At 69.8% G+C, this 14,320-nt stretch carries 15 protein-coding genes; 6 read left to right on the forward strand and 9 right to left on the reverse strand.

Annotated features, from left to right (window positions below; all coding sequences use genetic code 11):
• The first annotated feature begins 89 nt into the window (after nt 1–89).
• A complete protein-coding gene (locus tag D8M39_RS01140; RefSeq protein ID WP_055082355.1) occupies nt 90–779 on the forward strand; it encodes a hypothetical protein in 690 nt (229 codons plus the stop codon).
• Between the two features lie 37 nt (nt 780–816).
• Here the strand turns inward: D8M39_RS01140 and D8M39_RS01145 are convergent, their stop codons facing one another.
• From D8M39_RS01145 to paaA, 7 genes are all read right to left on the reverse strand, one after another.
• A complete protein-coding gene (locus D8M39_RS01145; protein ID WP_055082389.1) occupies nt 817–1,668 on the reverse strand; it encodes a formate/nitrite transporter family protein in 852 nt (283 codons plus the stop codon).
• Nucleotides 1,669–1,925: 257 nt separating this feature from the next.
• Nucleotides 1,926–2,699, reverse strand: a complete 774-nt coding sequence (locus D8M39_RS01150; RefSeq protein ID WP_126874220.1) for an enoyl-CoA hydratase/isomerase family protein — start codon at nt 2,697–2,699, stop codon at nt 1,926–1,928.
• Nucleotides 2,700–2,923: 224 nt separating this feature from the next.
• Nucleotides 2,924–4,123: a 1,2-phenylacetyl-CoA epoxidase subunit PaaE gene (paaE, locus tag D8M39_RS01155; RefSeq protein ID WP_126874221.1), complete on the reverse strand. Its 1,200-nt coding sequence runs from the start codon at nt 4,121–4,123 to the stop codon at nt 2,924–2,926.
• Between the two features lie 2 nt (nt 4,124–4,125).
• Nucleotides 4,126–4,707 (reverse strand): 1,2-phenylacetyl-CoA epoxidase subunit PaaD, encoded by a 582-nt coding sequence (paaD, locus tag D8M39_RS01160; protein WP_305778365.1) that lies wholly within the window; start codon nt 4,705–4,707, stop codon nt 4,126–4,128.
• A gap of 5 nt (nt 4,708–4,712) precedes the next feature.
• On the reverse strand, nt 4,713–5,549 hold the full coding sequence (paaC, locus tag D8M39_RS01165; protein WP_126874222.1) for a 1,2-phenylacetyl-CoA epoxidase subunit PaaC: 837 nt from the start codon (nt 5,547–5,549) through the stop codon (nt 4,713–4,715).
• Nucleotides 5,546–5,842 carry a 1,2-phenylacetyl-CoA epoxidase subunit PaaB gene (gene paaB / locus D8M39_RS01170; protein ID WP_055082364.1) on the reverse strand — a complete coding sequence of 99 codons (297 nt, stop codon included), beginning with the start codon at nt 5,840–5,842 and terminating at the stop codon, nt 5,546–5,548. The genes paaC and paaB overlap by 4 nt, the downstream gene beginning before the upstream one ends.
• The gene (paaA, locus tag D8M39_RS01175; RefSeq protein WP_094393149.1) at nt 5,839–6,906 is read right to left on the reverse strand and encodes a 1,2-phenylacetyl-CoA epoxidase subunit PaaA; all 1,068 of its coding nucleotides are present in this window, start codon (nt 6,904–6,906) and stop codon (nt 5,839–5,841) included. Before paaA ends, paaB begins: the two co-directional genes overlap by 4 nt.
• A 258-nt stretch (nt 6,907–7,164) precedes the next feature.
• On the opposite strand from paaA, the gene D8M39_RS01180 reads away from it, so the two are divergent.
• The 4 genes from D8M39_RS01180 to D8M39_RS01195 all read left to right on the forward strand — a co-directional run bounded on the left by D8M39_RS01180 (nt 7,165) and on the right by D8M39_RS01195 (nt 10,109).
• Nucleotides 7,165–7,575, forward strand: coding sequence for a PaaI family thioesterase (locus D8M39_RS01180; RefSeq protein WP_094393148.1), 411 nt, complete (start codon nt 7,165–7,167; stop codon nt 7,573–7,575).
• A gap of 4 nt (nt 7,576–7,579) precedes the next feature.
• A complete protein-coding gene (locus D8M39_RS01185) occupies nt 7,580–8,917 on the forward strand; it encodes a phenylacetate--CoA ligase family protein (RefSeq protein WP_094393147.1) in 1,338 nt (445 codons plus the stop codon).
• A gap of 107 nt (nt 8,918–9,024) precedes the next feature.
• Nucleotides 9,025–9,651 (forward strand): TetR/AcrR family transcriptional regulator, encoded by a 627-nt coding sequence (locus tag D8M39_RS01190; RefSeq protein ID WP_055082372.1) that lies wholly within the window; start codon nt 9,025–9,027, stop codon nt 9,649–9,651.
• Between the two features lie 44 nt (nt 9,652–9,695).
• Nucleotides 9,696–10,109: a GNAT family N-acetyltransferase gene (locus D8M39_RS01195; RefSeq protein WP_055082374.1), complete on the forward strand. Its 414-nt coding sequence runs from the start codon at nt 9,696–9,698 to the stop codon at nt 10,107–10,109.
• 34 nt (nt 10,110–10,143) lie between these two features.
• Here the strand turns inward: D8M39_RS01195 and D8M39_RS01200 are convergent, their stop codons facing one another.
• Together D8M39_RS01200 and paaZ are read right to left on the reverse strand one after the other, a co-directional pair.
• The gene (locus D8M39_RS01200) at nt 10,144–11,304 is read right to left on the reverse strand and encodes an AAA family ATPase (RefSeq protein ID WP_055082376.1); all 1,161 of its coding nucleotides are present in this window, start codon (nt 11,302–11,304) and stop codon (nt 10,144–10,146) included.
• A gap of 140 nt (nt 11,305–11,444) precedes the next feature.
• Nucleotides 11,445–13,559, reverse strand: a complete 2,115-nt coding sequence (gene paaZ / locus D8M39_RS01205) for a phenylacetic acid degradation bifunctional protein PaaZ (protein ID WP_126874223.1) — start codon at nt 13,557–13,559, stop codon at nt 11,445–11,447.
• 182 nt (nt 13,560–13,741) lie between these two features.
• Here paaZ and D8M39_RS01210 point away from each other — a divergent pair, with 182 nt between their 5' ends.
• Nucleotides 13,742–14,227 (forward strand): PaaI family thioesterase, encoded by a 486-nt coding sequence (locus D8M39_RS01210; protein WP_198145156.1) that lies wholly within the window; start codon nt 13,742–13,744, stop codon nt 14,225–14,227.
• Nucleotides 14,228–14,320 lie beyond the last annotated feature (93 nt).

The raw sequence follows: 14,320 nt of genomic DNA on the forward strand, positions 1-14,320 counted from the left end.
GCGCGCCCGCGCATGTCAGGATGAACCAGGAATGAGCGGGTTCCCCACGCTGGGCCCGCGAGGAGCGGACCCACGACGAACGGACGGGCATGACGGCGAGCGCACTGGTCGGGGGCGTGGTCTCCGTGCTGGGCCTCGGCCTGGTCATGGGGTTCTCGCCCACCATCTACGCGCTCGTGCTGCGGGTTCTCACCCACCGCACCAGACCGGGGCGTCCGGTGCACTTCCTGACCCTGGGAATGGTGCTCGGGACCACTCTGCTGCTGCTCGTCTTCCGCACGGTGGACCCGCAGACGCTGACCGCGCTGCTGGAGGACCGCACCAAGGAGCTGCTGGTCCGCCGCAGCGTGGACCTCACCGCCGGGGTGCTCCTGGCGGTGGCGGCGGTCGTGGAGCTCGTCCGCTGGCGGACCCGGCCCCGCAGGCCCCACCGTGCGCCGAGGTCCGAGGAGCTGGACTCGCCCCGGCACATGGTCCTCCTCGGGTTCCTCAACACGGTGGTGGGGGTGAGCGGCCCGGCGACCATGTACATCGCGGGCCGACTCTTCACCGGGCTGACGCACCACGTGGTGGGACAGGCGGCGTTCTTCGCCGTCTTCCTGGTGGCCGTGGTGGGCCCGTACTGGCTCCTCACCTGGGCGTGGGAGAAGATCCCCGCCCTCTCGCGCCCCGTGGAACGGGTCACCCGCTGGGTGGCCGCCCAGGACCCGCGGCCCGTCCTGACCCTGGGGCTCGGGGTGGCCGCGGCGGTGTTCCTCACCATGGGCGCCCGGGGCTGAGCCGGCGCTTCCAAGGCCCCCAGCGACGTCGTGCGGCTCAGGCGTCCTGGGAGGACGCGTCCGAGATCTTCTCCCCGCGGCGCTCGGCCATCAGCAGCTCCCACGTGCGCAGCAGGCGGGGCAGGGAGATGATCACCATGCCGCCCACCATGTTCAGTGGGATCACCCACGCGAACCAGCCCAGCCAGTCCAGGTAGGAGTAGTCCCACCCGGTGTGCATGGCGCCGAAGACCACGATGGAGTTCAGCGCTCCGTGGAGCATCCCCAGCCCCACCACCAGCAGCCCGCCGATCAGCGAGATCACCGCGGTCATCATGTCCTCGTTGGTGCCCTGCTGCATGCGTGTCATGAGCGTGATCGTGGACCCGGCCAGCAGCGCCAGACAGACGGTCTCCATCCCGAACCCGTCGGACACGTAGCCCGAGGCGATCTCCACCAGGGTGGACGAGAAGTCCGGGAACGCGGCGACCACCACCCACATGAACGCCCAACCGCCCACCAGGTTGGCCACCAGGGTCACGATCCACAGCCTCAGCAGGGACCACCAGGACCCGTGCCCCGCCACGACGGCGTTCAGCGGCAGCAGGAAGTCCTCGGTGAACAGCTCGGAGTGGGCCAGCCGCAGGGCCAGCAGCCCGATGCCGAAGGCCATGCCCGCGAGCAGCTTGGAACCGGTGGCGTCCATGACGGCGAGCATGGCCATGATGCCCAGGCCCACGTCGATGCCACCGAACAGACCCGTGACCACCAGTGCCCGCCAGGTCCGGTGCAGCCGGTCGGTGCCCTCCTGCACGGTGTTCTCGAACTCGTCCACGAGCTCGTCCTCGAGGGGCTGGTCCGTGCGCCCCGAGGAGCGCCGCGCGGTTTCACTGTCTCGGGTCCCGGCCATGGGGAACAGCGTAGGGGATGGGGCGGGGCCGAACGGTGTGCAGGTGGCCGCCGCGTGCTCCGCCGCGTGCATCAACGGAGCAAACGCAGAAAAGGCGGCCGGATTCTGCACTCACGGAGTAAATGCAGAAGCCGGGACGGGAGCGGGGGATGCCCATGTCCGACCTGCGGCTGCATCAACGGAGCAAACGCAGAAATGGTAGCCGATTTCTGCACTAGCGGAGCAAACGCAGTCGCCGGGGAGGGGCGACTGCGGGGTCAGTCCCTGCCCGTGAAGGTCGGCTTGCGCTTCTCCTGGAAGGCCTTGAAGCCCTCGCGGTAGTCGGCGGTGGCGGTCAGGGCGGCCTGCACCGCACTCTCGCTGGCCATGGAGTCCCACAGGCCCGCGCGTTCGTCGCGGACCTGCGCCACGAGCCGCTTGGACGCCACGAAGGACTGGGTGGCCCCGTGGGCGGCCTTCGCCACGCGCTCCTCGGTGAACTCCGCGAGCTCCTCCGTCGGCACTGCCCGCGAGAACAGCCCGGCGGTGACGGCCTCGGCCCCGCTCATCATCTCCCCGGTGTAGATCAGGTCCAGGGTGCGGTGCGCCCCGAGGCGCTCGGTGAACAGCGCGTGCCCTCCGGAGTCCAAGATGGCGCCCAGGGCCGCGAACGGTGAGCCGATCTTCGCGTCCTGCGCCACGTAGACCACGTCCGTGGCGATCGCCAGCCCCAGCCCCACACCCAGGCACGCGCCCTGCACCGCGGCGAACGTGGGAGCGGGGAAGCTCGACATCTGCTGCATGAGGGGCAGCAGGGTCCCGGTGAGGTAGCCCTCGGCGTCGTCGGTGGCGGGGTCCACGGCGGAGATGTCGCGACCGGCGCAGAACACGCGGCCCTCACCCGTGAGCAGTAGCGCGCGGACCCCGGCGGCCTCGGCCTCCGAGTACGCCGCGGCGAGCTCCTGCAGGGCGCCGAGGTCCAGCGAGTTCCGCTTCTCGGGCGCGTTGAGCACCACGCGGGCGATGTCGTCCTCGATGGTCAGGTCGATCACGGTGTTCTCCTCGGGGTTCGGGTCTCGCGTGCGGAGTGCCAGCGGGAATCGGTGTGCTGCGCGGCCCGGGCGGACCAGCGCGCCGTGCCGACGAGGGAGCGGCAGCCACGTGCGCGGTGCCGCCGTGCGGGGCACGGCCGTGCGACGTCGCGCGCACCGCGAGCGGGCAGAGACGGCGACGACGCCGCCCGGGCCGGGTGCGGCGTCGTCGTCATCCGGGTGGGTCAGGCGTCGAAGTCCACGCTCAACCGGTCGGAGGTGGGGCGGGTCTGGCAGGTGAGGACGTACCCGGCGTCCACCTCGTCCTTCTCGAGCGCGAAGTTCTCCTCCATCTCGAACTCGCCGGAGGTGACCTTGGCGCGGCACGTGCCGCACACCCCGCCGGCGCACGCGAAGGGGACGTCCGGGCGCACGCGCAGGGCGGCGTTGAGAACGGTCTCCGCGGCGGACTTGGGAGACTTCACCTGGGCGGAGGTGCCGTCCAGGTTGAAGACGATCTCGTAGTTCTCGCCCTTGGGGTCCGCCTTGACCACGCGGCCCTGCTGACCCTGCGGGGTGGTGGGCTTGCCGGTGGTGAACAGCTCGAATCGCACGCGGGACTCGTCCACGCCGCGCTCCTTGAGGACGTCCCGGCACAGCTGGACGAGCTCGAAGGGCCCGCACAGGAACCACTCGTCCGTGGAGTCCACCTGGATCACGTGGTCCAGCAGCTCCTCGAGCTTGTCGTGGTCGATCCGCCCGGACATCAGCGGCGAGATCCGCTGCTCCCGGGACAGCACGTGGTGCACGGCCAGGCGGGAGGGGTACTTGTCCTTGAGGTCGCCCAGCTCCTCGGCGAACATCACGTCCATGGACGAGCGGTTGGCGTAGATGACGTCCATCGCGGCGGTGTCCGAGGCGCGCAGCAGGGCGCGGGCGATCGCCATGATGGGGGTGATCCCGGAGCCGGCGGCGAAGGCCACCAGGTGCACGTTGCGCTTCTTGGCCACCTCCCGCTCGGCCAGCCTCTCGGGGTCGTTCATGGAGGTGATGTTGACCTTGGAGGTGAACGCGCCCTGCGGGTTCATCACGTCCAGGGTGTCTCCCGCGGCGAGCTGCTCGTTCGCCCACGTGGAGAACACGCCGCCCATGTCCTTCTTGATGGCCACGCGGATCTCGCCCGGGGTGGGATCAGCGCAGATCGAGTAGGAGCGGCGCACCTCGTGGCCGTTGATCTGCGCGCGGATGGCCACGTACTGCCCGGGCAGGTAGTCGTAGTCCGCCACGAGCTCCTCGGGGACCTCGAACGTGACCTCCACGGAGTCGGAGGTCAGCTTGCGCACCTCGGAGACCGCGAGGGTGTTGAACGTGGCGCGGCGCTTGCCGCCACCCGCGCTGGCCTCGGTGGCTTCCTCCACGGCGGAGGTGTCCGGCGTTTCGCTCATGATCAGTGCACCTTGAAGTAGTCGAAGGGTTCTTTGCAGTCGTTGCAGACCCACAGGGCCTTGCAGGACGTGGACCCGAAGCGGGTCATCTCGCGGGTGTCCAGGGAGCTGCAGTGCGGGCACTTCACGGCCAGGCTCAGCCGCACCGGTCCGGAGTTGTGGCCGGCGGCCGTGCGCCCGGTGGGCGGGGCGATGCCGTACTCGCGCAGCTTGGCCTGGCCCTCGGGGGACATCCAGTCCGTGGTCCACGCCGGGCGCAGCACCTGCACCACGCGCACGTTCTCGTACCCGGCGGCGGTGACCGCGGCTTCGAGGTCCGCGGCCATGGTGTCCATGGCGGGGCAGCCGGAGTAGGTGGGGGTGATGACGACGACGTTCTCGCCCTCCCCGGCCACGGCGTCCCGCAGCACCCCGAGGTCCTCGAGCGTGAGCACGGGGATCTCGGGGTCGCACACGGTGGCGGCGACGTCCCACAGGGCGGCGTCGCGCGCGTCGTCCGGGCGCCGGGAGGGCCCCAGGGGGACCTCCCGGGGCGCCACGCCGCCCGTGGGCGGCAGCGAACGGGGCGGAACGCGGGAGAACACGGTGCTCACCACGTGGCGCCGGGATGCTGGCGGGCGAGCCACTGCATCTCGGCGAGGATGTACCCGCGGTACTCGGAGTAGGAGCCGTCACGCGGTGCGGCGGAGAGCCGGGCCTGGGCCACGTTCGGAACCTCGAGCTCGGCCTCCGCCAGCAGGGCGGTGATGCGGTCCATGGTCCGCTCGCGCAGGCTGGAGGGCCGCACGGCGATGCCCTCGAGCACGTCGTGCAGGGGCTCGTCCGCGAACAGCTCGTCCAGGTAGGGCCACATGTAGTAGAGCCCCTCCTGGATGCGCCGCTTGGACTCCTCGGTGCCGAGGCCCAGGCGCAGAATCCACTGGGCGGCGTGGTCCTGGTGGTACTCGACCTCCTTCAGCGCCTTGTCCGCGATCGCGGCCAGGGTCTGGTCCGTGGAGGACTGCAGCGCCGAGTAGAGCTCGTACTGGTAGAAGGAGAACAGCAGCTGGCGCGCGATGGTCTGGCCGAAGTCCCCGTTCTCCCGCTCCACGAGGCGCACGGAGCGGAACTCCTCCTCGTTGCGGAAGTACGCGAGCTCGTCCTCGGTCTTCCCCCACGCGGAGCCCGCGTAGGTCAGCAGGAAGCGTGCGTGGCCGATGAGGTCCAGCGCGATGTTGCCGAGCGCGATGTCCTCCTCGAGCTCGGGGGCCCGGGAGATCCACCAGCCCAGGCGCTGGGACAGCATCAGGGCGTCGTCGCCGAGGCGCAGGGCGTACTGGGCCACGGCCTCGGAGGCCTTGCCGCCGGTCTCCGCGATCTCCTCGGCGGTGATCGCGTCACCCGCGGACTGCTTGGTGGCGGAGTCGTGGGAGGCGAACGCGCTCACAGGTGCTTCACCCCTTCGCTCTTGGTGTAGTACGTGGCGTGGCGGTAGCTCTTGCCCTGCGCGGACTCGAAGTAGCCGCCCTTGGAGTCCGGGTCCGAGGCCGTGATGGCGTCCGCGGGGACCACCCACACGCTCGTGCCCTCGTTGCGCCGGGTGTAGAGGTCACGCGCGTTGCGCACGGCCATGGTGGCGTCCGGTGCGTGCAGGGAGCCCGCGTGCACGTGGGACAGCCCGCGCGAGGAGCGCACGAAGACCTCCCACAGGGGCCAGTTGCCGGTCTGGTTCTCGCTCATGCTCGGGCTCCGATCAGCTCGGCGGAGCCGCGGCCCGCCACCACGGTGGTCTCGTCGATCTCCACGCCGGCCTCGGGGGACGACGTCGCCGCCTCCGCCTCGGCGGCCTGGCGCGCCTGCCGCTGGGCGTAGGCCTCGGCCGCCTCGCGGACCCAGGCGCCGTTGGCGTGGGCCTCGCGGCGGCGCTTCATGCGCTGCACGTTGCACGGGCCGGAGCCCTTGATCACGGACATGAACTCGTTCCAGTCCAGCTGGCCGTAGTCGTAGTGGCCGCGGGCCTCGTTCCACTTCAGGTCCGGGTCTGGCAGGGTCAGGCCCAGGGCCTCGGCCTGCGGGACGATCATGTCCACGAAGCGCTGGCGCAGCTCGTCGTTGGAGAAACGCTTGATGTTCCACTGCATGGACTGCTGCGAGTTGGGGGAGTCGGCGTCCGGGGGGCCGAACATCTGCAGGGCGGGGCCGTAGAAGCGGTTCACGGCGTCCTGCGCCATCTGCTTCTGGGCCTCGGTGCCGTGGGAGAGCTCGTAGAGGATCTCCCAGCCCTGGCGCTGGTGGAAGGACTCCTCCTTGCAGATGCGCACCATCGCGCGGCCGTACGGGCCGTAGGAGGCGCGGCACAGGGGCACCTGGTTGCAGATCGCGGCACCGTCCACGAGCCAGCCGATGGCGCCCATGTCCGCCCAGGTGCGGGCCGGGTAGTTGAAGATCGAGGAGTACTTGGCCTTGCCGCTCAGCAGCTGCTCGTTGAGCACGGAGCGCGGGGTGCCCAGCGTCTCCGCGGCGGAGTAGAGGTACAGCCCGTGGCCGGCCTCGTCCTGGACCTTGGCCATCAGCACGGCCTTGCGCTTGAGGCTCGGGGCGCGGGTGATCCAGTTGGCCTCCGGCTGCATGCCGATGATCTCGGAGTGCGCGTGCTGGGAGACCTGGCGGGTCAGGCTCTTCCGGTAGGCCTCCGGCATCCAGTCCCGGGGCTCCACGCGGGAGTCCTCGCTGATGAGGTGCTCGAAGTGCTGCTGCTCGGCGGTGGGCTCCGCCTGCTCCGCAGAGGTGGTCTGCTCAGTCATGGTGTGTGTCCTCGGTTCGCGGGTGAGATGGGAGCGGAGGATGAACTCTGTACGCTGCCGGCAATAATAACTGACCGCTCGTTCAGAATATAGGCCCCCGGTGTGGTCGTCAACACATTTTCCGCCCGGCAGGCAGGAGGTCGCCAATGGCCCGGCAGGGGTGACGACGGCGCCGTGGAGCCGCGAAACTGGTTGACACACGTCACATTTCGCGGTTACCTACTGACCGATCGTTCAAAAAATCTGAGGAGCACCCCCGTGCCACACCATCCCGTCCTCACCGGCGACCGCGCCTCCGAGTGGCTGGGGATCACCGTGCAGCGCGCGGACCCCGGGCACTGCGTGATCTCCATGCCCGTGCGGGAGGAGATGCTCAACGGCTTCGGCATCGTGCACGGCGGGATGATCTTCGCGCTCGCGGACTCGTGCTTCGCCATGACGTGCAACGACCCCGATCCGGACGGCACCTCCATGACCGTGGCCCAGGGCGTGGACATCAACTTCCTCAGCTCGGCCCACCCGGGCCAGACCCTCGTCGCGGAGGGCCGCCAGATCGCCACCACCGGGCGCAGCGGCCTGTGCGACATCACCGTCTCCACCCAGGGCGGGGACGTCGTCGCCCAGTTCCGCGGCCGCAGCCGCACCGTGCCCCTTCGCCAGAAAGCGTGAACCCATGACGTCGTGCTCCGTGCCCAACCCGTACCACCCCGTGGCCTCCGAGGACTCCTCGCAGCCGGACCCCGAGGAGCTGATGAGCCGGGACCAGATCGAGGAGCTGCAGACGGAGCGCCTGAACTGGACCCTGCACTACGCGTACGAGAACGTGCCCGCCTACAGGGAGCTCTTCGACGAGCACGGGGTGCACCCGGACGACTTCCGGGAGCTCGAGGACCTCGCGAAGTTCCCGTACACGGACAAGGAGTTCCTGCGCAAGGCCTACCCGTTCAAGTCCTTCGCCACGCCCATGTCCGAGATCCGGCGCATCCACGCGTCGTCGGGCACCACCGGGCAGCCCACCGTGGTGGCCTACACGGAGGAGGACCTGCAGACGTGGGGGACCCTCGTGGCACGCTGCTTCCGCCTCTCGGGCATGAAGCCCGGGGACAAGGTGCACAACGCGTACGGCTACGGGCTGTTCACCGGCGGGCTGGGCGCCCACTACGGTGCGGAGCGCCTGGGGTGCGCCGTGATCCCGATGTCCGGAGGGCAGACGGAGAAGCAGGTGCAGCTCATCCGGGACTTCGAGCCGCAGGCCATCCTCTCCACCCCCACCTACCTGCTCACCATCGCGGACGGCTTCCGCAAGCTCGGTCTCGACCCGCGGGAGACCTCCCTGAAGCACGCGGTGCTCGGGGCGGAGCCGTGGACCGAGGAGATGCGCCACGAGATCGAGAAGACCTTCGACATCACGGCGTGCGACATCTACGGCCTCTCCGAGGTCATGGGCCCCGGCGTGGCCGGCGAGTCCTGCGAGACGAAGGACGGCTCGCACATCTGGGAGGACCACTTCCGTCCCGAGATCATCGATCCCTTCGACGACACCGTGCTGCCCACCGGCCGTCCCGGTGAGCTGGTCTTCACCGCGCTGACCAAGCAGGCGTTGCCGATCATCCGCTACCGCACGCACGACCTCACCCGGCTGCTGCCCGGCACCGCCCGCCCCGGCCACCGGCGCATGGGCCGGATCACGGGGCGCTCGGACGACATGATCATCCTGCGCGGCGTGAACCTGTTCCCGTCGCAGATCGAGGAGCTCGCGCTGAAGATCCCGGCGCTGTCCCCGCACTTCACGCTGGAGATCACCCGGCCGCACCGCATGGACCAGATGACCATCCACATCGAGCGCCGCGAGGACGCCACCCGCGAGGAGGCGGAGGAGGGCGGTCGTCGGCTGCTGCACGAGATCAAGACGAAGATCGGCTCCAGCGCCACGATCGACATCGCCGAGCCGGACACCCTGGCCCGTTCCTCCGGGAAGCTGCGGCGCGTGTACGACCACCGCGACAAGTGAGTTCCGGCGTTGCCGGGGGCCGCTGCGGCGGTGGAGCCCAGGTGACGAGCCGGTAACCTGAGGTTCTCCGTTCCCGACAGCCCGACAGAAGGTCGAGGTCCCCGTCCATGCCCCCCGCGAGCACTTCCCCCGCCTCCGACGACGCCGCGGCGGCCCCCAAGCGGGGCCGTCCCGGGTACGACCGCGAGACCCTGCTGTCCGTGTGCGTGGACGTCTTCAACCGCTACGGCTACGACGCCACCTCCATGGGGACCCTCTCCAAGCACCTGGGGATCTCCAAGTCCGCGATCTACCACCACGTGGAGTCCAAGGAGGCGATCCTCGGCCAGGCCCTGGACCGTGCGCTGGACTCGCTGGAGGCGGTTTTCGAGTCCGTGCTGGCCTCGGACCACGGGCCGGTTAACAAGCTCGAGGCGATCCTCGACGGCTCGGTGCGGGTGCTCGTGGACCAGATGCCCTACGTGACCCTGCTGCTGCGGCTGCGCGGGAACTCGGAGGTCGAGGAGGCCGCGCTGCAGCGCCGTCGCACCCTGACCCGCACGGTGGAGGACCTGGTGCGCGAGGCACAGGAACTGGGGGAGCTGCGCACGGACATCTCCGGGAAGTCCGCGCCGCGTCTGATGCTGGGCATGGTCAACTCGATCGTGGACTGGTACCAGCCCGGCCGCTCGGGCACGGTGGACCAGCTCGCGGACACCGTGGTGACGATGGTCTTCTCGGGCCTGCGAGCGTAGCCGCCGTCGAGCGCTCCCAGGGGACGGCATGGAAAGGTGACGCCATGGAATTCTCCCGATCACGGTCCATCGACCGTGCCGCGCTGATCCGCCTGTACGACGCCGTGGGGTGGAGTTCCTACACGCGTCGCCCCGAGGACTTCGGGCCGATGATCGAGAACTCCTGGCTGGTGCTCTCCGCCTGGGAGGCGGCCGAGCTCGTGGGGCTGGTGCGTGTGGTGGGCGACGGTGCCACCGTGGCGTACATCCAGGACCTCCTGGTGGATCCGGCGCACCAGCGTGGTGGGGTAGGGCGGGCCCTGCTGGAGCAGGTCCTGACCGAGACCGGGCACATCCGTCAGACGTACATCACCACGGACGATCCCCTCTGGAACCGCCACGTGGTGAAGCTCTACCGCTCCCTGGGGTTCCGCCCCACCTCGGACCTGGGCTGCACCACGCTCGCCATCATGCGTTGACGTGGGCCCTGTTCACGGGATGGGGGCGCAGATGTCAGTCCTCCGTGCCTTCGTACTCGAGGATGTATTCGCTGAAACCAGGAGCGGTGAAAGACAGCAGGCCTCGCCCAGGGGAATCCAGGATGCCCTTGTCCATGAGGGATCGCCGGGCCATGCTGATCGCGGTGGTCGGCTTCCCGAGTGATGCGGCAACATCGGCCCTGCGCGGAGTGGGGCTCGTCTGCTGCGCCACTGCACGGAGGAGGTCTCGTTCCGCGGGTGTGGCCTTGCCCCACCTCGTGCGGTAGAAGACGTCGAGTTGCTCGAGCACTTCGTCCTCGGAAGCCTCGACGGCGCCCGCCGTGATCGTCCCCCCGGGGTCGGGGGAACCCGCGGCCTCCCACGCGGCGTGCGCCCAGAGCTGGAGAAAGTGCGGGTAGCCGTTCGCTCGGTCCAGGACCGCCTCGACGGCCCGGTGGTGCCATGAGACCTCGAGACCCTCGGCGGGTCCGGAGAGAGCCTCGTACGCGGCCTCCCGGCTGAGATCCTTCAAACGGATGAACTCGAAGCGCTCACCGAAGGTGGCGGCATCCGTGACTACGTCTGAGGTGTGGCCGAGTCCGGCGGCGATCAGAGTGGCAGGCAGGTCATCGCCCTCCTGGGACCGGAGATGCTGCCACGCATATGCCAAGGCCTTCAGCGCGATGCGATCGGCTGCTTGGAGTTCATCGATGAAGATTGCCAGGCCTCCACCTTTCTTGTGCAGCGCGCTTGCAGTGGCGCCGATCAGCGCTTCGAGTGCCTGCCCGGGTGCCTCGACGGATGTTGGGCGCTGGCCCGGACCGCTGCTCACGCCGAGCCCCGGAATGCTCAGGGAGAATTCGAGGTTCCGAACCAGTGCCGCGATCTCCTGTGCGGCCGAGGAGTGCCACGTCCTGGTCAGCCTCTGCAGTTCCGCGGAGAGCACCGGCAGGAGACCGGCATCACCGGCGGTGATCCAGACCGTTGCCAGCCCCCGTTCGCGCGCGACTTTCTGCGCGTATCTCAACAGGGAGGTCTTCCCTACCCCTCGGCTCCCCACGTATACGCGGGGGCGAGCGATGAACGCGCCTTCGTCCGCGACATGCTGCATCTGGGAACGCAGGCGTCGCATGTGCGTTTCCCGTCCGGGAAGGAACGTCGTGACCTCGCCAGGCGTGTAGGGAGAGCGCTGCATGGATAATCCTTTATAGAAGCAGGTCAACTATAAAGAAGTATAGGGAGCGTTGCCCACTGCCGGCCCTTTCCATATCCACCAGGACCACGGGCCAGTTCTGTGGAGGGCCAGCGCCGTCGGCGCCTCGAATGATCGGCCGCTCAGGCCTCCGACACCTGCCACTGCTTGGCGACCAGCGTGAGGACGTCGTAGGTGGCCACGATCTCGTCGTTCTGGTTGGTGAGGCGGGCGTCCCACGCCACCTCGCCGTACTCGTCCGTGACGCGCGGCGTGATCTTCTTGGCGGTCAGGGTGACCCGGATGGCGTCGTCGTAGGTGACCGGGGTGATGAAGCGCAGGTTCTCCAGCCCGTAGTTGGCGAGCACGGGCCCCGGTGCGGGCTCCACGAACAGCCCGGCGGCCCAGGAGACCAGCAGGTAGCCGTGGGCCACGCGGCGCGGGAAGAACGGGTTGGCCGTGGCGGCCTCCTCGTCCGTGTGCGCGTAGAACGTGTCCCCGGTCTTCTCCGCGAACTCCAGGATGTCCTCGAGCCTCACGGTGCGCAGGTCCGAGACGAACTGGTCGCCGATCTGCAGGGTCTCCAGCGACTTCCGGAACGGGTGCTCGCCGGTGCCGTTCTCCACGTCCTCGCGGGTCACGGTGTTGGCGCTCGCGCCCCAGTGCCACTGCCCGGTGATCCCGGTCAGCAGGTCCGGGGAGCCCTGCACGGCGGTGCGCTGCATGTAGTGCTTCACCGCGCGCACGCCACCCAGCTCCTCGCCGCCGCCCGCGCGGCCGGGGCCGCCGTGGACCAGGTGCGGCACGGGGGAGCCGTGGCCCGTGGAGGTCCTGGCGTCGTCGCGGTCCAGGAAGAGCACGCGCCCGTGGTACGCGCCGATCCCGGAGGCGAACTGCGCCGCGAGCTCGGGGGAGTGGGTGCAGACAGTGGCCACCAGGGAGCCGCCGCCGAGCGCGGCGATCTGCACGGCGTCCGCCACGTCCCCCGAGTAGCCGAGCACGGAGGTGACCGGGCCGAACGCCTCGACCTCGTGCACGGCGGGGGTGCGGGCGTCGTCGAACGAGAGCACGGTGACGGGGAAGAACGCGCCGTGCTGGGGCACGGAGGAGAGCTCCTCGGGTCCGCCCAGCTCCACGGTGGCGCCGGCGTCGATCAGGGTGCGCACCGAGCGCAGCACCTCGAAGTACTGGTCCTCCGATGCGAGCGGGCCCACGGTGGTGGCGGTGTCCCGCGGGTCCCCGACGACGGCGCGCTGGGCCACCCGCTCGCGGATCGCCGCGACCACGGCGGCCTTGAGCTGCTCCGGCACGATCACCCGGCGGATCGCGGTGCACTTCTGCCCGGCCTTGGCGGTGATCTCCAGGACCACGGACTTCACGAACGCCTCGAACTCGGGGGAGTCCTCGGTGACGTCCGGGGCCATGATCGCGGCGTTCAGGGAGTCGGTCTCCGCGGTGAAGCGCACCCCGTTCTCCGCCACGTTGGTGTGGCCGCGCAGGGAGCGGGCCGTGGCCGCCGAACCCGTGAACGCCACGTGGTCGCGGGCGTCCAGGTGGTCCAGCAGATCCCGGGCGGAGCCGGAGATCAGCTGCAGAGACCCCTCGGGCAGCAGCCCGGAGTCCAGCATGAGCCGCACGCACGCCTCGGTGACGTAGCCGGTGGGGGTTGCAGGCTTCACGATGGTGGGCACCCCGGCGATGAACGCGGGCGCGAACTTCTCGAGCATGCCCCACACGGGGAAGTTGAACGCGTTGATCTGCACGGCCACGCCGGGCAGCCGGGTGTAGACGTGCTCGCCCAGGAACGAGCCGTCCCGGGAGAGCTGCTCCACGGCACCGTCCACGACCACGTTCGCGTTCGGCAGCTCGCGGCGACCCTTGGAGGAGAACGTGAAGAGGGTGCCGATGCCGCCGTCGACGTCGATCAGGTGGTCCTTCGCGGTGGAGCCGGTCGCGTAGGAGAGCTCGTACAGCTGCCCCTTGTGCTCCCCGAGGTGCTGGGCGAGCTGCTTGAGGATCAGCGCGCGGTCGTGGATGCGCAGCTGCCCCAGCGAGGCCTGCCCCACGGTGCGGGCGTACTCCACGGCACCGGCGGTGTCGAGGCCGTCCGTGCTCACGCGGGCCACCAGCTCGCCGGTGGTGGCGTCCTTCACGTCCGTGACCTTCTGCGGATCGTCCGGGCGCCACCACTGGCCCCTCACGAAGCTGGGCAGGATCTGCGGGGCGCTGGTCTCGGGCGCCTGGGTCTGGGTGCTCACGCTGGGTCCTCCGGGTGTCGAGGCGGTAGCCGAACGATCGGTCAGTATTTGGTCCAGGATAACCTTAGGTCACACAGAGTCACCATGGCCGTTCGGCCCGGTCCACCGGGCCCGACGGCGCCGCGGCACCCTGCCCGCGCGGGCGCGCGGGCGGCGTCGTGCCACCACCACGAGGAGTGAACATGCACGAGGACCCGACCCCCGCGGACGCACGCGTGGAGAACCGGCGGCGCGCGGCGTCGTCCGACGAGCAGAAGGGCAGGCCCTTCGACGCCCTGAACCTCGAGCTGGGCGAGCTGGACCGCAAGATGGGCGTGGAGGTGGAGGAGCGCTCCGCCGAGCGGGTCGTCGCCACCATGCCCGTGGAGGGCAACAGGCAGTCCCTCGGGCTGCTGCACGGCGGCGCGTCCGTGGCGCTGGGCGAGATGCTTGGCTCCTGGGCCGCCGTGATCCACGGCTCCACGATGGGCAAAGTGGCCGTGGGTGTGGACATCAACGCCACCCACCACTCCTCCGCCACGAGCGGCCGGGTGCGCGGCGTGGCCACAGCCATCCGCCTGGGCCGCACCATGACGAGCCACGAGGTGGTCATCACCCACATCGACACCGGCCGCAGGCTGTGCACGGTGCGCATCACCAACTACCTCAAGGACGCGCCCTCGGAGTAGCCGCGGCGGCTGTTCCCCGCGCACGGAAGAACCGCCCCGGCGGCCGCGTCATGGTGCGGTGCCGGGGCGGTTCTGTGTCCGCCGGAGGGCTGA

Origin of the sequence: Kocuria sp. HSID17590 (assembly GCF_003989485.1) — a bacterium.
Classification (GTDB): domain Bacteria; phylum Actinomycetota; class Actinomycetes; order Actinomycetales; family Micrococcaceae; genus Kocuria; species Kocuria salsicia.